Genomic DNA, 19413 nt, shown 5'->3' on the forward strand with positions numbered 1-19413 from the left:
CCCCCCTCCCTGGCCCTGCCCGCGGACCGTCCCGGCCACCCCCCCGCCCGGCTGCGGCTGCCCGGCGGCGCGGGCCTGGCGCACCCGCTGGCCCGGCTGCTCGCCGCCCCGCACCTGGTGGAGGCGCTGGCCTACACCGGCCACCGGGCGCGCGCCGTCCGCGCGGCCGAGGACTTCACCCGCTCGGCGGACGCGACCCGCACCGCGGGACGGCTCGCGCTCGCCCGCCGCTGCGCCGCGCTGCTCGCCGAGTGCGACGACGAGGCCGCCGCGCACTTCACCGAGGTGCTGCGGCTGCACGAGTCCGCGGACGCGGTGTTCGAGCTGGCCCGCACCGAGCTGCTGTTCGGCGCGCGGCTGCGGCGCGGCCGGCGCCCGCGCGCCGCCCGCGAGCACCTGCGCACCGCGCTGCGGATCTTCGAGCGGTACGGCGCCGTCCCGTGGACCGGTCAGGCCCGCGCCGAACTCCGCGCGGCGGGCGACGCGGGCCCGGCCCCGGACCCGGAGACCGCTGCACCGCGCACCGCCTCCGGGCCCGGGGAGCCGCCCGCGCTGACCGGCCTGACCGCGCAGCAGGCGCACATCGCCCGGATGGTCGCCGAGGGCGCCACCAACCGGGAGATCGCGGCGCGGCTGCTGCTCAGCCCGCGGACCATCGACCACCATCTCCGCAACGTCTTCACCCGGCTCGGGATCCGCTCGCGCGTCGAGCTGGCGCGGATGATCCGCTGACCGCCCGCGCCCGGCCTACCGGGAGGCCTCCTCGTACTCCTTGTCCTTGGCGGTCTTGCCGTCCTTCGTGTCCTTGCTGTCCTTGGCGTCCTTGCTGTCCTTGCTGTCCTTGGCGTCGGCGCCGCGGGTGCTCTTGGAGGCGGACTCGCTCTTGGCCTTCCGCCCGTTCCCGGACTCGGCGTCCTCCTCCTTCAGCGCGTCCTCGTGGGTCTTGACGACCTCGCTGTCGCGGATCTCGCCGCGCCAGCCCTCGATCTCGTCGGCGTGGGTCAGCGACTGGGTCATCACGTGCCGGCGGAAGTGCTTGAGCTCCAGCCGGACGCGGCGGCCCTGCGCGCGCCAGATGTTGCCGGTGCGCTCGAACAGGCCCTGCGGGTGGTACTCCAGGACGACCAGGACGCGGGTGAGGTTCGGCGCCAGCTCATGGAAGCTGACCGTCCCGTCCACGTGGCCCTTGGGGGCCTTGGAGCGCCAGACGACGTGCTCGTCCGGCACCTGCTCGATGATCGTCGCCTCCCAGGTCCGCTTGGACCAGAAGATCTTCGCCTGCCAGTTCAGCTTCTCCTCGTCCGCCTGGTCGACGCTGATGACCTTCTTCATGAAGGACGGGAATTCCTGGAACTGCGTGAACTGGTCGTACACCAGGCGGCGCGGCGCACCGATGTCGGTGTGCTCGATGATGTTGGTGACCTTGACCTTCTTGCCACCGCCGCCCTTGCCGCCGCCCTTCTTCAGGATGCCGCCGACGGTGTCCTTGAGCCGGCCGAACAGGCCCTTGCCCTTCTCACCGGCCTTCTCGGCGGGCTTGCCAGCGGTGTCCTTGGCCTTCTCGGCGGTGTCCTTGGCCTTGTCCACGGCCTTGCCTGCGGTGCCCTTCGCGGACGTTCCGCCGCCCTTGGCCTCGTCGACCTCGTCGGACGCGCCGCCCTGCACGGGCTCGGGCTCGTCGCCCTGACCGCCGCGGCGGCCGAGCGCACGGCTCGCCGCGACGGCGGCTCCGGCGCCGAGCAGGACGCCGCCGGTGGCGCCGAGCGCCTTGCCGCCGGGGATGCCGCTCGGCAGGTTCTGCGTGATCCGGCCGAGGCCCGAGGGGCTCTTGCGGCCGACCGGGAGCCGTTTGGCGATCTGGCCGATGGGCACCGGGCCCACCTTCGTTCCGCGTTTCATGGTGCGTGCCTCCGCACATGTCGGTTTCGGGGGTCTGTTCACTGCGGGTCGTTCACGGGGCCCTGACGACCTCGCCGTCATGGATCTCGCCGCGCCACCCCTCGACCTCGGCGGGGGCGGTCAGCGACCGGGTCATGACGTGGCGGCGGAAGTGCTTGAGCTCCAGCCGGACGCGGCGGCCCTGCGCGCGCCACAGGTTGCCGGTCCGCTCGAAGAGCCCGCCGGGGCGGTACTCCAGGACGAGCAGGACGCGGGTCAGCTCGGGCGCCAGTTCGTGGAAGCTGACGGTCCCGTCCACCCGGCCCTTGGCGGCCTTGGACCGCCAGACGATGTGCCGGTCGGGGACCTGCTCCACGATCGTCGACTGCCAGCTCCGGCTCGACCAGAAGATCTTCGCCTTCCAGTTCAGCTTCTGCTCGGACGCCTGGTCGACGCTCACCACCTTCTTCATGAAGGACGGGAAGTCCTCGAAGCGCGTCCACTGGTCGTAGACGAGCCGGCAGGGCGCGCCGACGTCGATCTGCTCGACGATGTTGGTCAGCCCGCCGCGCCGGCCGCCGCCGAAGAGCCGCTTGAGCGTCTCCTTCAGCGCGGTCCACCCGGCGCTCAGCAGCGCGCGGGCCGGCGACTTCCCCTCGTAGAGCGCCCTGGCTCCGGCCAGCGCGGCCTTGGCCAGCGGTCCGCCGAACTCGGCCCTGGCGGCCAGCCGGCGCACGGCCCGTTCGAGCTTGGCCTCGTACCGGGCGATCACCCGGTCCACGATCCGGCGGCCGAAGCGCCCCGCGGCGTGCGCGGCCAGGAAGCCGCCCGCGCCGACGGCGAGCCCCGTCCGGAAGTTCATCTCCTCGTCACCTCGCCGTCCCTTTGGAGTCGTGCGGCGGGCTACCCCGGTAAAGAGGGGCAAAACAGACCGCAGGCCAGCGCCTCGACCCGGCCGTGCGACGGCATCACCCCACGTCACCGCCTTGTCACCGACCGGACGCCCCACGTTCGCTCACAGTGAACGTGCCAGACGCTCATGGCGGGACCCCGCGACGGCCCGACCAGACCAGTCCAGCGTGCACACCGGACCACGAGCCCCTCCGGTAACGGTTAAGACTCTTGCGTAATGCACCTCTTGAACTGGTACGGACCAGTGTTTATCTTCGTGGCCACCACGCGCGTTTGTGCTCAGTGAGCTATCGCACCGCGCACAATTCTTCATGCGCGAAAGGGAGGAGGGACGGGCGGCCGACGCCGCCCGTGGGAGGACCGCGCCAGGGGTCATGCGACGGCACGCCGCGTGACCGGGCCGAAGCCGGCGCGAACATGCGGGCCGAAAAGACGCACGGACGCGCGGGAGCGTCCGCAAGTGCGAGCCGAAGAAGGCGGGACAGATGAAACGGCACCTCATCGGCGCCATCGCCGCGGGCCTCACCGTGGCCCTCGGCGTCAGCGGATGCGGCAAGGGAAGCTCGTCCGGCGGGGACGACTCCGACGGCAAGACGATCAAATTCGTCGCGGCGATCTACGACGACAACACCAAGCCCTTCTGGGACGCCCTGATCAAGGACTTCGAGGCCAAGAACTCCGGGTACAAGGTGAACCTGGAGATGGTCGACTGGACCCAGATGGACGCCAAGGTGAAGACCTACGTCCAGACCAAGCAGGTCCCCGACATCCTGAACTACAACGCGTTCTCCGACTTCGCCCGCGACGGCCTGCTCTACAAGGCCTCCGAGGTCGTGTCGCCGGCCACGCTCAGCGACTTCACCCCCACGTTCGTCGAGCAGGCCAAGTTCAACGGCGAGCAGTACACGCTGCCGTTCATCTCCAGCGCCCGGCTGATGTTCTACAACAAGGACCTGTTCAAGAAGGCCGGCATCACCGACCCCCCCAAGACCTGGGCCGACATCAAGTCCGACGCGCAGAAGGTCAAGAAGACCGGCGCCATCGGCTACGGCCTGCCGCTCGGCCCCGAGGAGGCGCAGGCGGAGTTCTTCTCCTGGGCCATGAACGACAACGGCGGCTGGGTCGACTCGTCCGGCAAATGGGCGATCAACCAGCCCGCCAACGTCGACACCCTCAACTTCCTCAAGGACCTCAACAAGTCCGGGCTGACCCAGCCGAACCCGGAGAGCACCGACCGCAAGACGGTGTTCAACCAGTTCGCCCAGGGCAAGGTCGGAATGGCGATCGGCGGCCCGTTCACCAAGGCCGGATTCATCACCCCGGCGAACCCGAACCTGAACTTCGGGGTCACCTCGCTGCCGGTGAAGAACGCGAGCTCGCAGCCGAACACGCTCGGCGTCATGGACGTTCTCGACGCGTTCAAGAAGAACGACGGCAAGAACAAGGAGGCCGTCAGGAAGTTCCTCGACTTCTTCTACCAGAAGGACAACGTCTCGCGGTTCCTCGCCAAGGAGGGCTTCCTGCCGACGACGAAGTCCGCCGGTGACGCGCTCAGCTCCGACCCGTACATGAAGCAGTTCGTGGACGCGCTGCCGACGAGCAAGTTCGCGCCGACGAGCAACCCGGCGTGGTCCGCGGTGGCCGGTGCCGTCAAGCAGAGCCTCGGCACCTCGGTCGCCGACAAGGACCCGAAGAAGGTGCTCGACGACATTCAGCAGACCGCCCAGAAGGCCGGCTGAGTGCAGGACGTCGCCGTGAAGCGGGACGCCGGACTCCGTCCGGCGTCCCGCCCCTCCCTGCTCAGGCGCATCGGGCGCGCACTCGTCCCGCTGCTGTGGCTCGGCCCGTCCATCGTGCTCATCGCCGTCGTGGTGCTGTGGCCCGTCATCGAGATGGTCCGCACCTCGCTGCTGAAGATCAGCTCGTCCGGCGTGACGCTCGGCAACCGCGGCTCGGCCAACTACACCGACCTGTTCGACGAGGACGCCCTCATCCCGGTGGTGCTGCGCACGCTGCTGTGGGTCGCCGCCATCGTCGTCGTCACCATGGTGCTGTCGCTGGCGGTCGGCCAGCTGCTCAACGCCCGCTTCCCCGGCCGCCGCATCGTCCGCTGGGCCGTCATCGTCCCGTGGGCGGCGTCGGTCCTGATGACCGCGCTGATCTGGAAGTGGATGCTGGACAACTACTCCGGCCTCGTCAACCGCGTGCTGCTCGACCTGCACGTCATCGACAAGCCGGTGAACTGGCTCGGCCACCCCCACCAGGCCATGATCTGGATGATGTGGGTCGCGGTGTTCGTGTCGCTGCCGTTCACCTCGTTCGTCATCCTCGCCGGGCTCCAGTCCATCCCGTCCGACGTGTACGAGGCGGCGCGCGTCGACGGCGCCGGCGCCTTCCGCACCTACTTCGGGATCACGCTGCCGCTGCTGCGGCCCGCCGTCCTGATCGCCTCCATCATCAACGTGATCAACGTCTTCAACTCGTTCCCGATCATCTGGGCGATGACCGCGGGCGGTCCCGGCCACGCCACCGACACCACCACCACCTTCATGTACAAGCTCGCGTTCTACGACCAGCACGTCGGCGAGTCCGCCGCGATGGCCGTCGTCAACTTCGTCCTGATCCTGGTGATGGTGCTCGTGTACCTGAAGGCCACGCGGTGGCGGGAGGAGGTCCGATGAAACGCTCTCCCGTCCGCAAGATCGTCCTCACCGGGGTGGGGTGGCTGGTCGCGCTGATCTTCGTGGCGCCGTACCTGCAGATGTTCCTCACCTCGCTGAAGACCGAGCACGAGCTGACCAAGTCGCCCGGCACCTACCTGCCGGGGCACTGGCAGTGGTCCAACTTCGTGGACGTGTGGAAGGCCGCGCCGATCTGGACCAACATGCGGGTGTCGCTCGTCGTCGCCGCCGTCGCCACCGTGGTGACGCTGGCGTGCGCGATGCCCGCCGCGTACTACACCGCGCGCAACCGGTTCCGCGGCCGCGGCGCGTTCCTGCTGCTCGTCCTGGTCACCCAGATGTTCGCGCCGACCGCGCTGGTCATCGGCATCTTCCGGGAGATGGTCGCGCTCAACCTGACCGACACGCTGCTGGCGCTGATCCTGGTCAACGCCGCGTTCAACCTGCCGTTCTGCATCTGGATCCTGCACGGCTACTTCTCCAGCATCCCCAAGGAACTGGAGGAGGCCGCCTTCCTGGACGGCGCCGGACGCATCGGCGCGCTGTTCCGAGTGACGCTCCCCATCTCCACGCCGGGAGTCATCACCGCCGTCGTCTACACGTTCATCTCCGCCTGGAACGAGTACATCGTCGCTCTGACCGTCACCGCGTCGCCGAACCGGCAGCCGCTGACCGTCGCGATCCCCTCGTTCGTCACCCAGTACCAGGCGCACTGGCAGTACCTGTTCGCCACCTCGCTGATCGCTATCGTTCCCGTTGTGATCCTTTTCGTCTTCATCGAGCGGTACCTGATCGGCGGCCTCACCGCGGGCTCGGTCAAGTGACGCTCATCGGGCTGGACGTCGGCGGGACGTCGATGAAGGCCGCGCTCGTCTCCGCCCCGTCCGGGGCGGGGGCGGGCGGGGACGTGCTGCTCGCCGAGTCGTGGCCGACCGACCGCACCGACCCGGTCGGCGGGATCCTCGACTTCGCCGCCCACATGGCCGCCCGCGCCGACGCCCTCGGACGGCCCGCCCGCGCCGCCGGGATCGCCGTCCCCGGCATCGTCGACGAGGCGTCCGGCACCGCCGTCCGCGCCGCCAACCTCGGCTGGCGGGACGTCCCGATGCTGCACCTCGCCGCCGAACGCCTCGGCGTCCCCGTCGCCCTCGGCCACGACGTCCGCACCGGCGGCCTCGCCGAGGCCGTCCTCGGCGCCGGACGCGACGCCGGCGACTTCGTCTTCGTCGCCATCGGCACCGGCATCGCCGCCGCCCTGATCCTCAACGGCTCCACCTACCCGGGCGTCTCCGGCTGGAGCGGCGAGGTCGGCCACATCGTCGTCCGCCCCGGCGGCGAGGACTGCGCCTGCGGCAACCGGGGCTGCCTCGAGACCTACGCCTCGGCCGCGTCCATCGCCCGCCGCTACACCGCTCACGCCACCGTCCCCGCGGGCCCCGCCTCCGCCAACGCCGCCTCCGCCAACGGCGCATCGTCCAACGGCGCATCGTCCAACGGCGCATCGGCCGCCCGCGCGGAGGACGTCATCGCCCGAGCCGCCACCGACGAGGTCGCGGCCCAGGTCTGGTCCGAGGCCCTCGACTGCCTGGCCGACAGCCTCGCCGCCACGACGCTCCTGCTGGACCCGGGACTGTTCGTCCTCGGCGGCGGCCTGGCCCAGGCGGGACCCGCGCTCCTCGGCCCCCTCGAGTCGCGGCTCGCCGACCGCCTGAAGTTCCGTCCCGCGCCCCCGCTGGCCGCTACTGAACTCGGCGACCAAGCCGCCGTCCACGGCGCCGCCCTCCTCGCCGCCCGCCTCCTGTAGACGGGCGCCCGCGTCGGGTGCTCGGGAGTTCCCTAACCCAGTTCCTTCAGAACCACGTCGAGCAACCCGGGAAAGCGGACGTCCAGGTCCTCGCGCCGAAGACTGACCATCCGGTTCTTCCCGTCGATCCGCGTGGAGGTCACTCCGGCCTCACGCAGGATGCGCCAATGGTTGGAAAGCGTCGATCGCGGGACCTGGACGCCCTCAGGGCTGCAACTAATCTCCCTGCCGGCGGCCAGGCGGTGTACCAGTTCGAGCCGCACCGGATCGCCCAACGCATGCAGCACGACCGCGATCTCCAGGCTCTCCCTGCCCGGCTCCGGTAGGACGCGCATCACCCCTCCACCTTCGACCCGGTCACCGGGCACTAGTGTGGCACATCGATCCAACGATTCGGGAAAGTCGAATTGATCTAGGAGGGTGACATGAAAGCGCTGAGCACGCTCGCCCGGCTGTACGTCGACGACCTGGACCGCGCACTGCCCACCATCTGCGACCTCACCGGCCGCGAGCCCAGCGCACGCTTCTCGTACGGCGACGTCGAACTCGCGGCCGTCGGCGGATTCCTGCTGGTCGCCGGCACCGAAGAGGCCCTGGCGCCCTACCGCGACGTGCAGAGCACGGTCCTGGTCGATGACCTCGACGCCGTGCCGAACCTGGTTAAGCGACACGGCGGCGAAATCACGTCCGGCCCGAACCAGGTGCCGACCGGCCGCAACCTGACGGCCCGCCACCCAGGCGGAGCGATCATCGAATACGTCGAGCACACCGCCACCACCTAACGCGCGGAGATAACCAGACGCTGGGTATGCGGTGCGTGCTGCCGGGGGTGGGTGTTCGGGTGAGGTGGGCGTTAGGGGCGCGGGTGGGAAGGGCTTCGAGGCGGCGGGGGGAGCGGTATTCGGGGACGTGGGTGGGAGCGGCTGTTCGGGCGGCGGGCTGGAGTAGGTGCCCACGCGGCAGACGGGAGCAGGTCGGCTGGCGGATCGGGCGGGGCTGAGGGCGGGTATGCGGCGGCAGTGGCGGGAGACGCGTTCGGCGGTGGGCGGGCGCAGGTGTTCGAGCGGGGGGCGGGAGGCGTGTTCGGACGTTCGGGTGTGGGGTGGGAGGGGTGGTCGGGTGGCGGACAGGAGGGGTGTTCGTGCGGTGGGGTGGCGCTGGCGTACGGGGCCGCCCCTCCAAAGTCAAGGGCGCCTTCGGCGTCGCTTCGCGATGGACTTCGTCCACCCTTGACTTTGGAGCCTCTGCGGCCCCTGAGGCAGCGCTTAAGGGGCAGGCTCCGCCTGCCCCGCCCCGGTCGCGCCACCCCACCGCCCACGCACGCGTGTTCAACAAAGGATCCCAAATCGACAAATGGGATCAGCGAGGCAATTCGCAAACCCGGCGTGGCGGGCCGGGGGCCACAGGTATATCAAGCTATGCCTTTCTCGAGATCACGAGGAAGCGGCCCTTTCAAGTCGCGATTGTCGGCCACGTAGGGTATGCTTTACCTATGCAATCAGTGACGGTCGACCTTGAGGCCGCGTCCATCATGAAATTGGTGAACGCGGTTTCGGCGATCGCTGCTGAACTCGCACAGCGCCCTGCCCCCGAATCTGCGGCCGCGTGCTTGGAGCTCACCGAAGGATTGGCCGCTGCCTGCGATATCCAGGAAAGCGCGCTGGCCGGTTTCATCGGCCGAGTCGACGCCGCCGGGGAGCAGAAGCGGTGGGGATATCCGTCCACGCGGACATGGCTGCGGTCGCGGCTGGGCATGCGGGAGAACCGCGCCAAGGAACGTCTCACTCTGGCGCGGCAGCGGCACCGACTACCGACCGTCGCCAAGATGCTTGCGACCGGTGATCTCTCCTACGGGTATGCCGGGGCCGTCGCCGACTCCGTGGGCCGCCTGGACGACGTCGAGACCGCCAAGGCCGAGGAATTTCTCCTCGACAAGGTCCACGAAGGATTCTCGGCCGGGAAGGTGGCCTCGTTCGGGCGCCGCATCCGTGATGTCATCGCCGAACGCGACGGCACCGACGAAGCCCCGGAAGACGCCCGGCGCGGATACGAGAAGTCGTGGATCACCACGACCCGTTCCCTGGACGGCGGCCGGTACGTGAAGGGCTGGCTCAACGCCGAGGACGCCGCGATCTGGGACGGCACGCTCGCACCCTTGGCCAAGCCGGCCGGACCCGACGACCACCGTGACGTCGCGGAGCGGACGGCGGCGGCACTGTCGAGTGTGCTGTCGGGCGGACACAAGGCCACCAAGGTCACCGTCATCTGCGACCTGGAGACCCTGACCGGCGGCAACGCTCCGGCCCGCCTCACCGACGGGACGCCGATCCCCGCCGCCCAGGCCCGCCGCATCGCCCTGGCGGCCGGAGTCTCGCCCCTCCTGCTCGGGCGCGGGAACACTCCCCTCTACCTGGGCCACAAGCAGCGGTTGGCCAGCCCGGCCCAGCGCCAGGTGCTCGAGACTCTGTACTCCACCTGCGCGGTAAGCGACTGCGAAACGCCGGGAACCCTGTGCGAAGTCGACCACGTCAACGGCTGGGCACTCGGCTCACCCACCGACATCGATCAACTCGCCCTCTGCTGCGGCTGGCACAACCGCTTCAAACACACCAGTCCGGATCAGATCGCCATCACCAAAGATCAGGCCGGACGATATGTGTACCGGCTACTACCGCCACCGGACGCCCGACGTCCCAGAAGCATTGGCGAGATCATTGGTCCACCGGACGCCACCGGCCCGCCCGGCAACGTCAATTGGGCAGCATAGCCACCATCCCTGATCATCGGACATATCTAGACTGGTTCGCCCGGCTCCATTGGATCCCGGGCGTACCAGCATGTCCTCAGTCGCAGCTCTATGAGAGCGCGCCTACGGCAATCGCCCCTTGGCCCAGATATATCGCCCTGCCAACGCAGGGTGGCATCGAATTGCCGCCGCCGCACCGGACAAGGTGGTCTTGTCGGCCCGGCCTCACCCGTCCTCCGCGTAATCCCGGTTCACCGTCGTCGCCGTTGCCCCTTACGGAAGGGGGCGGTGGGGTGGCGCGACCGGGGCGGGGCAGGCGGAGCCTGCCCCTTAAGCGCTGCCTCAGGGGCCGCAGAGGCTCCAAAGTCAAGGGTGGACGAAGTCCATCGCGAAGCGACGCCGAAGGCGCCCTTGACTTTGGAGGGGCGGCCCCGTACGCCAGCGCCACCCCACCGCACGAACACCCCTCCGCGAAAACTCGGTCAACCCTTCCGCGAACACCCGGCCAGCCCCTCCGAGAACGCCCCTACAACCCGTCCCGAGCGCCTAACAAGAGCAACGAGCAACGCGCACGAGCAACGCGCACGAGCGCCGCATACGAGAGCCGAACACGCTTCTGCCCTCATGGATGAATGCCCTCTTTCTTCACGGTCCTCGACCGATCAGCGACTGGGGGTGGTGAAGGCGAAGACGGAGTGGGGGTCGTGGCCCGAGAACAGCAGGCGGATGATCACGATGGCCATCGCCTCCAGGTTGCGGGTCTGGCGGAGGTCGCCGGCGTCCAGCGGGGCGGCGCCGAGGTCGGTGATCAGGGTGCGGGCGGCGGGCTTGGCCTCGTCGGCGCCGGCGAAGGGGACGGCGAGGGGGCGGCCGTCGAAGGCGGGCGGGGTCATCGCCCAGACGGACGCGTGGGCCTGGTTGAACGCCTTGACGACGTGGGCGCCGGGGGCGAGGCGGGCGATCTCCTCGGCCATGGACGTGCCGTCCTGGTAGGTGACCTGGGAGAAGTCGGTGACGTCGACGGCGTTGCCGCAGTCGATCACGGGCTTGCCGGCGAGGGCGCCGCCGGTGGCGGCGATGGTGTCGGCGAGGCCTTCGCGGCGGACGGCGACGAGGACGGCGTCGCCGAATTCGGCGGCTTCGCGGAGGGTTCCGGAGCGGGCGCCGATGCGCTTGGCGAGCGCCGCGGCCTTGTCGGGGGTCCGGCCGCCGATCAGGACGTCGTGTCCGGCCCGGATCCAGCCGGCGGCGAGGGCCTCGGTCATCATTCCCGCTCCGAGCACACCGATCTTCATGACGGCCTCCTAGTTGGGGTTCCGGGATGGAATGTAGGAGGCCGTGGGGAACCGGCGGGTTCCTTAGGCGGTGCGGGCGTCGAGGAGTGCGTCGGTGTTCTCCTCGGCCCAGCGGGACAGCGCGCAGACGGGGACGAGGAGGCTGTGGCCGAGGTCGGTGAGGCGGTACTCGGTGCCGGGCGGGGCGGTGCGCAGCTCGCGGCGTTCGACGAGGCCGTTGTCGGCCAGGCGGCGCAGCGTCTGGGTGAGCATCTTGTTGCTGATCCCGCCGATCTTGTCGCGGAGCTCGCCGTACCGGGCGGGGCCGCGGCCGAGCGCGGTGACCACGACGACGGACCAGGTGTCGGAGATCAGCTCCAGGGTGGTGCGGGCGGGACAGTCGGAGAGGAACACGTCATGGGCGACCACATCCGGCAGGTTACGCCGCGCCGGCGGGGCGGCGGGCCAGGGCGAGGAGGGCGGCGGGGGGGCCGGCGGGCTCGGTGCCGGGGCGCCAGACGGCGCGCAGGGAGCGTTCCACGGTCAGCCCGGCGATCTCGATCTCGGCGAGGGTGCCGGCGGCGAGGTCGGCGGTCACCACGAGCTCGCTGATGAGGGCGGGGCCGGCGCCGGCGACGACGGCGTTGCGGACGGCGGTGCTCGAGCCGAGTTCCAGCAGCGGCGGGACGGGGTGCAGGCCGTGCGCGGTGAAGGCCTGCGCGGCGGCCTGGCGGGTGCCGGAGCCGGCCTCGCGGCTGATCAGCGGGGTGCCGGCGACCTCGGCGGGGTCGACGGGATGGCGGCGCCGTGTCCAGGGGTGGCCGGGCGGCGCGACCAGGACGAGCCGGTCCCCGGCGACGGCCCGGGAGCGCAGGCCGGACGGGCGGCCGGGCGACTCGATGAAGCCGAGGTCGATCTCGCCGTGCCGGGCCAGTTCGCAGACGCGGGCGGAGTTGGTGACCTGGAGGCCGACGTGCAGGTCGGGGTCGGCGCGGCGGAGTTCCCCGATCCAGGCGGGCAGCAGGTATTCGGCGACGGTGAGGCTCGCGGCGACCGACAGTTGCGCGGTGCGGGCGCGGCGGAGGGCGGCGGCGCCGTCGTCGAGCGCGGCGAGGTCGTCCAGGACGCGGCGGGCCCAGCCGGTGACGAGGGCGCCGTCGGCGGTGAGGGCGGAGCCGCGGCGGGTGCGGTCGAGCAGCCGCAGCCCGAGCCGGCGTTCCAGCCGGGACAGCCGCTTGCTCGCCGACGGCTGGCTGATGCCGAGCTCGGCCGCCGCCGCGGTGAGGCTGCCCTGGTCGGCGACGTGCACCAGCAGCTGGAGGGATTCCACGTCCGGGGGTTGTGCCATGCCCCCAGGCTATGACGTGAGGTCGAATCGACCGCTTCCGGCGGGGCGCGGGCTGCCGGAGGGTCGAACACATGAGCACGGTGGAGGCGGTTCACCCGGAGCGGGTGAGGGTGTGGATGGGGCGGACGGGTCCGGGCGTCGTGGTGGCGGCGGTGGGCGCGGCGGCGGCGATGGTGGTCAACGGGTGGGTGCCGGCGCTGAGCGCGCTGACGGTGGCGGTGCTGCTCGGTGTGCTGGTGGGCGGCGTGCTGCCGGAGGCGACCGCGGACGGGCTGCAGTGGGCGACCCGCAAGTTCCTGCGGATCGGCGTGGTGCTGCTCGGCCTGCAGCTCAGCGTCGGCGAGGTGCTGCGGCTGGGGCCGGGCATGCTGGCCGTGGTGATGATCACCGTCCTGTCCGGGTTCGCCGGGACGCTGGTGCTCGGCCGGCTGGTCGGGGTGTCCGAGGGGCTGGCGCTGATGGTGGCGACGGGGTTCTCGATCTGCGGCGCCTCGGCGATCGTGGCGATGGACAGCGTGGCGCGCAGCAGGAAGGAGGACGTCGCGACCGGCGTCACGCTCGTGACGATCTACGGCAGCGCGGCCATCGCGGTCGTCCCGTTCCTCGGCACGCACGTGTTCGGGCTGGACGACGAGTCGCTCGGCATGTGGGCGGGGCTGAGCGTCCACGAGGTCGCGCAGGTGGTCGCGGCGGCCTCTCCGGCCGGTGCCGCCGCCGTCGGGACGGCGGTGATCGTGAAGCTGACCCGGGTCGTGCTGCTCGCGCCGATGGTCGCGGGCATGGGGCTGGTGGAGCGGCGCAGCGGCGTCCACGCGGAGGGGAAGCGGCCGCCGATCGTGCCGATGTTCGTCGTCGGGTTCCTGGTGATGCTGGCGCTGCGCAGCACCGGCGCGGTTCCCGGCGGGGTCCTGACGGGCGCGAAGGACGTCTCGACGGTGCTGCTGGCGGCGGCGATGTTCGGCCTGGGGTCGGCGGTGCGCGTGAAGGAACTGGTGAAGACCGGACGGCGCGGCCTGGTCCTCGGCGCGCTGTCCACCCTGCTGGTCGGCACGGTGGCGCTGACCGCGCTGACCGTGATCCCGCGCTGAGCCCGGCTAGCGCATGACCGTGGTCAGGACGTCCGAGCCGAGCGACAGCAGGAGCTGCGCGTGCAGCCGGTGGTAGATCATGCGGCCTTCGCGGCGGGACGTGATCAGCCCGACCTCCCGCAGCCGCCGGAGGTGCCGGGACACCTGCGGCTCGGAGATGCCCGTCCGCTGCGCCAGCTCGGACGTGGTGATGGGCTCGCCGAGCAGGTGCCGGCACATCTCGAACCGGCCCGGCTCGGAGATCGCGGCGAGCCGGTCGCGGATGAGGGACTGGCGGGCGGACGGGCGCTGCTCCCAGTCCCCGGCGATGAAGTGGACGACCAGCGGCAGCCCGTCGTCCCCGGTCTTGAGGATCAGGTGCGGCCAGCCGTGCAGGGTCGGGACGAGGAAGCAGCCCCGCTCGACGACCTTCCCCGTCGCCGACTGGAGCTTGTCGTAGTGGACGCGCGCGGGCTGCCCGGTCGCGGTGGCGGTCGGGCTGACCGAGGTCAGCACGGTCAGCGGCGACTCCTTGCGGAGTTGCTCGCGGACGGGCGCGGCGGTGTCCTTCAGGCGCGGCCCGATGCGGCGCCATTCGGCGTCGAAGAACGCGGCGGCGCAGCGTTCGAGGGCGTCGGTGAGGCGGACCCGGAACCCGTCCGGGTCCTCGACCAGGGCGCGGGCCAGCTCGCCGCGGGAGAACGAGCGGCGCTCGCTGGCCTTGACGAAGGCCCGCTGCGCCGCCGCGTCCCGCAGCGCGTCCGCGCCCTGGAACGTCAGCCCGCGAATCGCGAACGCCGCCAGCCGGGTGAACTCGTCCGCGTCGAGGCGGGCGAGGCCGTCCAGCTCGGCGGACAGTTCGCGGTCGAGGGGCCTGCGCATCGGCAGGAACAGCCGGCAGCGGTACCGCGCCCACAGCGGCGCGAAGCGGTTCAGCTCCTGGACGAGGGACTCCGGCAGCGCCCCGCGGGTGCGGGCGAGCCAGGCCCGCGACTCGGGATGGTGCTCGGGCTCGGCGAGGGTGTGCAGGCACGCCATCAGCTCCGCCAACGGCGACGTCCCGACCGCGAAGTGCGATGCCTGCGCCCCGTCCACGTCGAGCGTGACGACCATGGCCCGAATCCTAGTCCCGGCCGGAGCCGTGGCCGGCGGGGTCGTCCAGGACGTGCACCGACAGCCACGACGGGTGCTCCGGCGACAGGTGCACCTCGTTGACGGCCACGACGCGCCGCCGCGCCGCCGCCTCCGGGCCGCCGGTGTTCGGGTTGACGTCGAAGCGCGGGAAGTTGCTCGACGACACGTCCAGCCGGATGCGGTGGCCCTTGGCGAACCGGTTCGCGGTGTCGGGGGCCGTGACCGTGATCTCGTAGACGGTGCCGGGCCGCATCGGCTCCGGGTTCGCGAACGAGTTCCGGTACCGGCAGCGCAGGATCCCGTCGGTGAGGTTCATCGCGTAGCCGTTGGGATAGTCGGCGTTCGGCGGGTGCACGTCGATGAGCCGGACGGTGAAGTCGGTGTCCGGCGCGCTCGACGCCACCGACAGCCGCACGGTGACCGGTCCGGCGGTCGCGACGTCCTGCTCCAGTGGCTCGGTCTGGAAGACCAGCACGTCGGGGCGGGACGCGAGCGGCAGGTGCGGCGGCTCGCAGCCGAAGGTCTCATCGGTCGGGCACTGGTCGAACGCGCCGCCGTGCATGACGGGCTCGCCGGAGGTGATCTGCCCGCCGATCGTGGGGACGGGGTTCGCCGGGTCGAAGTCGTATTCCAGCCGGTCGTCGGCACCGCCCTGCGGCAGGCCCGCGGTGAGGGAACCGTCCTGCCGCAGGTACAGCCGGACGGCGGTCGCCTCCTGCGGCGGCCAGGTGGCGGCGGTGCGCCACTCCCCGCCGTGGTCCAGCCGCCCCTCGGCGTTGCGGTGGCCGCTGCCGCCGCCCATGAGGAAGTACTGGACGCGCGGGAAGTCCTCACCCGCTGCGCCATCACCGGACGGAGCGTCGCCGCCGAGGTGGCGGGCGAACCAGCGGGCCCGGAACTCCCAGTAGTCGGGGGCGAGGTTGCCGTCCAGGACGGCGCGGGGCCCGAAGTCGACATCGCCGGAGTACCGGACGCTGCGCGCGCCGTGCGTCCACGGCCCGACGACCAGGTACGCCGGGCTGGACTTCGCCTCGGTCAGCGCCCGGAAGTTCTCCACGGCGGTCAGGACGTACGGGTCGTACCAGCTGACCATGTGCAGGCTCGGCACGTCCGGGAACCGGTCGTAGGAGCCGCGCCCGAACAGGCCGAGACGCTGCCAGAACTCCCCGAACGCGCCATGCTCCCACTGTTCGAGCAGGTACTCCTCGTACTCGGGGACCGCGCGCAGCGGGGACGCGCCGCGCCGCCACGGCATCGCGTGGAACCAGGCGGGCAGGTCCTGCGACTGCAGCGACGCCCGGACGACGGGGTCGCGGTGCGCGGCGGGGCTGTTCAGCGCGTGCCGGTACGCCCACGTCGCCTGCTTGAGCTCGAACGCGCCGCCCATCCGGATGCCCGCCTCGTACGCGCTGGCGAACCCGCCGGAGTCGACGAACATGGCGGCGAGGTGGCGCGGCGACAGCGCGGCCAGCGCGGTCTGCACGTGCGCGGAGTACGACACGCCGGTGGTGGCGACGCGGCCGTCGCACCAGGGCTGCGCGCCGATCCACTCGACGGTGTCGTAGCCGTCCTCGGCCTCGCCGAGGTACTTCACGAACTGCCCGTCGGAGTCGCCCCTCCCCCGGCAGTCCTGGCGGACGACGTTGTACCCGCGTCCGACGAAGATCGCCGCGGACCGGTCCGGGAACACCGGCTCGCCGTGCCGGTCCAGGCCGTCGGACTCGCGCCGCGCCCGCCGCCCGTACGGGGTGCGCTCCAGCAGGACGGGCCGCGCCTCCAGCTCGCGGTCAGGGCTGTACAGGTCCGCCACCAGGACGGCGCCGTCGCGCATGGCGGTGCGCACCACGCGCCGCCACACCGAGCCGCCGTCCGGCAGCGCTATCTCCTCCGCCTCCTCGGCGACGGCCCCCGATTCCATCACCGTCATGAAGAGGAACCGCCCTGGGTGCCCTCTGCGCCCTGCCCGACCTGGGCGCCGAGCGCGGGCCAGATCTTCACCAGCTCCGGACGCGGCGCCTCGACGAACCACTTCTTGTAGATCTTCAGGAAGGTGCCGTCCTGCACCATCGCGCCGAGCTGCCCGTCGAAGGCCTGCTGGAACTTGGTGTTCTTCTTCTGGACGGCCATCGCGGTCGCGTGGTCCACGGGGGCCGACACCGCGGGCTTGAGGGTGCCGTACTTCTTCAGGTAGGCGTCGGCGTCCGGGCCGCCGACGACGAACGCGTCCAGGTTGCCCGACAGCAGCTGCGAGACCGCGGAGTTCTGGTTCTGGAACTGGACCTGCTTCGCGCCCGGCATCTTCGACTTGACGAACTCCTGCTGGACGGCGCCGGTGATGTCACCGACCCGCTTGCCGGAGAAGTCGGTCAGCTTGGCGGCCGTGGAGTTCTTGCGGGTGAGGACGGTCGTGGTGCTCCAGTAGACGCCCTTGGTGAAGGACACCTGCTTCTGCCGCTCCGCCGTGACGCCGAGCCCGCTCGCCGCCAGGTCGTACTGGCCGGACGACAGGCCCTGCAGCGCCGCCGGGACCGCGCTCGCCTTGTACTCCACCTTCAGCTTCAGCCGCTTGGCGACCTCGTCGGTGAGGTCGACGATGAAGCCCTGCGGCTTGCCGCCCTTGTCGGCGGTCGCGAACGGCGGCTGGTCGGTGGAGACGGCCGCGAGGACGGTGCCGGCCTCCTCCAGCCCGTACGGGTTGTCCTTGCCGGAGTCGCCGCCGCCGCAGCCGGCGAGCGTCAGGGCCGCCGCGGCGACCACGCCGCCCGCCGCGAAGCGGACGCTGAGGACCTTGTTCATCTGCATGTCCTGCCTTTTCGTGAAGGGGGGTTAGAGCACCTTGGAGAGGAACTCGCGGAAGCGGGGGCTGGACGGCGCGTCCAGCACCGCGCGGGCCTCGCCCTCCTCCGCGATCACGCCGTCGTCCATGAACATCACGCGGTCCGCGACCTCGCGGGCGAAACCGATCTCGTGGGTGACGACGACCATGGTCATCCCGGTCGCGGCCAGCTCCCGCATCACCGCGAGGACGTCGCCGACCAGCTCCGGGTCGAGCGCGGAGGTGGCCTCGTCGAACAGCATCACCTCGGGGCGCATCGCCAGGCTCCGGGCGATCGCGACGCGCTGCTGCTGCCCGCCGGACAGGTTCGCCGGCCGCTGCCGCGCCAGGTGCGCGAGCCCGAGCCGCGCGAGCTGCGCGTTCCCGATCTCCTCGGCCTCCGCCCGGCCCGTCCCGCGGACGTGCCGCAGCGCGAGCGTGACGTTGTCGAGCACGTTGAGGTGCCCGAACAGGTTGAAGTGCTGGAACACCATGCCGATCCGGGCGCGCGCGGCGTCCACGTCCACCTTCGGGTCGGTGAGCGCCGTCCCGGAGACGACGACGCTGCCCGAGCTCGGCTGCTCCAGCAGGTTGAGGCACTTCAGCATCGTCGACTTGCCGGACCCGGACGGGCCGAGCACGCACAGCACCTCGCTCTGCGCGACGTCGAAGCTCACCCCGCGCAGGATCTCGGTGTCGCCGTAGGACTTGCGCAGGTCCCGGACGCTGATCGCCGTCGCGGTCCCCTTCGCCGTCTCAGCCGTCGTCGTCATGCCCGCTCCTTCACTGCGGCGCCCGTGGTGGTGTCGGCCGTGCCCGCCGGGGCGACCGCGGCGCCCGGCGCGTCCTCCTGCGCCAGGGCGGCCGGCGCCCGCCGCGCGCCGCCCCCGCCGCCCTCGCGCATCCGCCGGTCCAGCCAGTTGACGAGGTAGGTCAGCGGGATCGTGATCACCAGGTAGCAGAGCCCCGCCGCGACCAGCGCCGAGGCGTTGTAGCTCGCGGCCTGCCGCTCCTGCGCGATGAAGTAAAGCTCCCGCTGCCCGACGCCGAGGCCGAGGAGGTAGACCAGCGAGCTCTCCTTGATGTCGACGATGAACTGCCCCGCGAGGGCCGGCAGCACGTTGCGGATCCCCTGCGGGACCACGACCAGCCGCATCGTCTTCAGGTACGACATCCCGAGGCTGCGCCCGGCCTGCAGCTGCCCGGGCGGCACCGCCTGGATGCCGGACCGGAAGATCTCCGCGCAGTACGCGGCGGAGATCAGCCCGACCGCGATCACCGCGTAGCCGAGGGGGTTGCGGCCGAACGGCCGGACCCCCGCCGCCGGAAGGCCGAGGCCGATCAGGCTTACGGTCACGATGGCGGGCAGCCCGCGGAAGACGTCCACGTAGACGCGGGCGGGCAGCCGCACCAGCCGCCGGCGCGACAGCAGCAGGACGGCCAGCAGCACGCCGACGACCAGGCCGAACACGATGGCCAGCACCGCGATCAGCAGCGTGTTGCGCAGTCCCTCGGTCAGCAGCGCCGGGAGGGCGCCACGGATCTCCGACCAGTCGAAGAACGTATGCAGGAAGTCGCTCACACTCGCTCCGATCGTCACGGCGTCCACCGGCGGTCCCCGGTTCGGCGGCCCGCGGGTCGGCGGCCAGCGGCACGGAGACCGGGGCCCGGCCCGGCCTCGCGTCCACCGCGGGCGGGCGTCGCCGGTGGGCTCACACTAGGCGCAGGGTAAGGGACTGAACAGGATCGTTGCG

General features: G+C 71.2%; 19 protein-coding genes. 8 read left to right on the forward strand and 11 right to left on the reverse strand.

What is annotated here, in order from left to right; all coding sequences use genetic code 11:
* On the forward strand, nucleotides 1-732 hold a 732-nt coding region (locus ABD296_RS21690; protein ID WP_344269915.1), incomplete at its 5' end, for a helix-turn-helix transcriptional regulator.
* 15 nt (nucleotides 733-747) lie between these two features.
* Here ABD296_RS21690 and ABD296_RS21695 read toward each other — a convergent pair.
* Nucleotides 748-1872, reverse strand: a complete 1125-nt coding sequence (locus ABD296_RS21695; RefSeq protein WP_344269917.1) for an SRPBCC family protein — start codon at nucleotides 1870-1872, stop codon at nucleotides 748-750.
* 79 nt (nucleotides 1873-1951) lie between these two features.
* On the reverse strand, nucleotides 1952-2740 hold the full coding sequence (locus ABD296_RS21700; protein WP_344269920.1) for an SRPBCC family protein: 789 nt from the start codon (nucleotides 2738-2740) through the stop codon (nucleotides 1952-1954).
* 535 nt (nucleotides 2741-3275) lie between these two features.
* Between ABD296_RS21700 and ABD296_RS21705 the strand changes: the two genes are divergently transcribed.
* The 4 genes from ABD296_RS21705 to ABD296_RS21720 are packed head-to-tail and all read left to right on the forward strand — an operon-like array spanning nucleotide 3276 to nucleotide 7275.
* The gene (locus ABD296_RS21705) at nucleotides 3276-4529 is read left to right on the forward strand and encodes an extracellular solute-binding protein (RefSeq protein ID WP_344269923.1); all 1254 of its coding nucleotides are present in this window, start codon (nucleotides 3276-3278) and stop codon (nucleotides 4527-4529) included.
* Nucleotides 4530-5471, forward strand: coding sequence for a carbohydrate ABC transporter permease (locus ABD296_RS21710; RefSeq protein ID WP_344269926.1), 942 nt, complete (start codon nucleotides 4530-4532; stop codon nucleotides 5469-5471).
* Entirely contained in the window at nucleotides 5468-6295 is an 828-nt protein-coding gene (locus ABD296_RS21715) for a carbohydrate ABC transporter permease (protein ID WP_344269929.1), read from the forward strand. Before ABD296_RS21710 ends, ABD296_RS21715 begins: the two co-directional genes overlap by 4 nt.
* Entirely contained in the window at nucleotides 6292-7275 is a 984-nt protein-coding gene (locus ABD296_RS21720; protein WP_344269932.1) for an ROK family protein, read from the forward strand. The genes ABD296_RS21715 and ABD296_RS21720 overlap by 4 nt, the downstream gene beginning before the upstream one ends.
* Before the next feature lie 32 nt (nucleotides 7276-7307).
* On the opposite strand, the gene ABD296_RS21725 is transcribed toward ABD296_RS21720, so the two are convergent.
* Complete coding sequence (locus ABD296_RS21725) at nucleotides 7308-7610, reverse strand: ArsR/SmtB family transcription factor (RefSeq protein WP_344269935.1); 303 nt, start codon at nucleotides 7608-7610, stop codon at nucleotides 7308-7310.
* 90 nt (nucleotides 7611-7700) lie between these two features.
* Between ABD296_RS21725 and ABD296_RS21730 the strand changes: the two genes are divergently transcribed.
* Nucleotides 7701-8057 (forward strand): VOC family protein, encoded by a 357-nt coding sequence (locus tag ABD296_RS21730; RefSeq protein WP_344269938.1) that lies wholly within the window; start codon nucleotides 7701-7703, stop codon nucleotides 8055-8057.
* Nucleotides 8058-8767: 710 nt separating this feature from the next.
* On the forward strand, nucleotides 8768-10042 hold the full coding sequence (locus tag ABD296_RS21735) for an HNH endonuclease signature motif containing protein (protein ID WP_344269941.1): 1275 nt from the start codon (nucleotides 8768-8770) through the stop codon (nucleotides 10040-10042).
* Nucleotides 10043-10683: 641 nt separating this feature from the next.
* Here the strand turns inward: ABD296_RS21735 and ABD296_RS21740 are convergent.
* From ABD296_RS21740 to ABD296_RS21750, 3 genes are all read right to left on the reverse strand, one after another.
* Nucleotides 10684-11316, reverse strand: coding sequence for an NADPH-dependent F420 reductase (locus ABD296_RS21740; protein ID WP_344269942.1), 633 nt, complete (start codon nucleotides 11314-11316; stop codon nucleotides 10684-10686).
* Nucleotides 11317-11379: 63 nt separating this feature from the next.
* On the reverse strand, nucleotides 11380-11724 hold the full coding sequence (locus ABD296_RS21745) for a winged helix-turn-helix transcriptional regulator (protein ID WP_344269944.1): 345 nt from the start codon (nucleotides 11722-11724) through the stop codon (nucleotides 11380-11382).
* Between the two features lie 10 nt (nucleotides 11725-11734).
* Nucleotides 11735-12643, reverse strand: a complete 909-nt coding sequence (locus ABD296_RS21750; protein WP_344269946.1) for a LysR family transcriptional regulator — start codon at nucleotides 12641-12643, stop codon at nucleotides 11735-11737.
* 71 nt (nucleotides 12644-12714) lie between these two features.
* Between ABD296_RS21750 and ABD296_RS21755 the strand changes: the two genes are divergently transcribed.
* The gene (locus ABD296_RS21755) at nucleotides 12715-13731 is read left to right on the forward strand and encodes a YeiH family protein (RefSeq protein WP_344269947.1); all 1017 of its coding nucleotides are present in this window, start codon (nucleotides 12715-12717) and stop codon (nucleotides 13729-13731) included.
* A gap of 6 nt (nucleotides 13732-13737) precedes the next feature.
* Here ABD296_RS21755 and ABD296_RS21760 read toward each other — a convergent pair whose 3' ends face one another.
* Genes ABD296_RS21760 through ABD296_RS21780 form a run of 5 tightly spaced genes read right to left on the reverse strand, consistent with a single transcriptional unit; the run spans nucleotide 13738 to nucleotide 19241 of the window.
* On the reverse strand, nucleotides 13738-14823 hold the full coding sequence (locus tag ABD296_RS21760) for a DUF5937 family protein (RefSeq protein ID WP_344269949.1): 1086 nt from the start codon (nucleotides 14821-14823) through the stop codon (nucleotides 13738-13740).
* A gap of 10 nt (nucleotides 14824-14833) precedes the next feature.
* Nucleotides 14834-16771, reverse strand: a complete 1938-nt coding sequence (locus ABD296_RS21765) for a CocE/NonD family hydrolase (protein WP_344269951.1) — start codon at nucleotides 16769-16771, stop codon at nucleotides 14834-14836.
* Nucleotides 16768-17640, reverse strand: a complete 873-nt coding sequence (locus ABD296_RS21770) for a substrate-binding periplasmic protein (protein ID WP_344269952.1) — start codon at nucleotides 17638-17640, stop codon at nucleotides 16768-16770. The genes ABD296_RS21765 and ABD296_RS21770 overlap by 4 nt, the downstream gene beginning before the upstream one ends.
* A gap of 30 nt (nucleotides 17641-17670) precedes the next feature.
* Nucleotides 17671-18432, reverse strand: coding sequence for an amino acid ABC transporter ATP-binding protein (locus tag ABD296_RS21775; protein WP_344269953.1), 762 nt, complete (start codon nucleotides 18430-18432; stop codon nucleotides 17671-17673).
* Nucleotides 18429-19241 carry an amino acid ABC transporter permease gene (locus ABD296_RS21780; protein WP_344269955.1) on the reverse strand — a complete coding sequence of 271 codons (813 nt, stop codon included), beginning with the start codon at nucleotides 19239-19241 and terminating at the stop codon, nucleotides 18429-18431. Before ABD296_RS21780 ends, ABD296_RS21775 begins: the two co-directional genes overlap by 4 nt.
* Nucleotides 19242-19413 lie beyond the last annotated feature (172 nt).

It is taken from the genome of Actinomadura napierensis (genome assembly GCF_039529375.1).
GTDB classification, from domain to species: Bacteria; Actinomycetota; Actinomycetes; order Streptosporangiales; family Streptosporangiaceae; genus Spirillospora; species Spirillospora napierensis.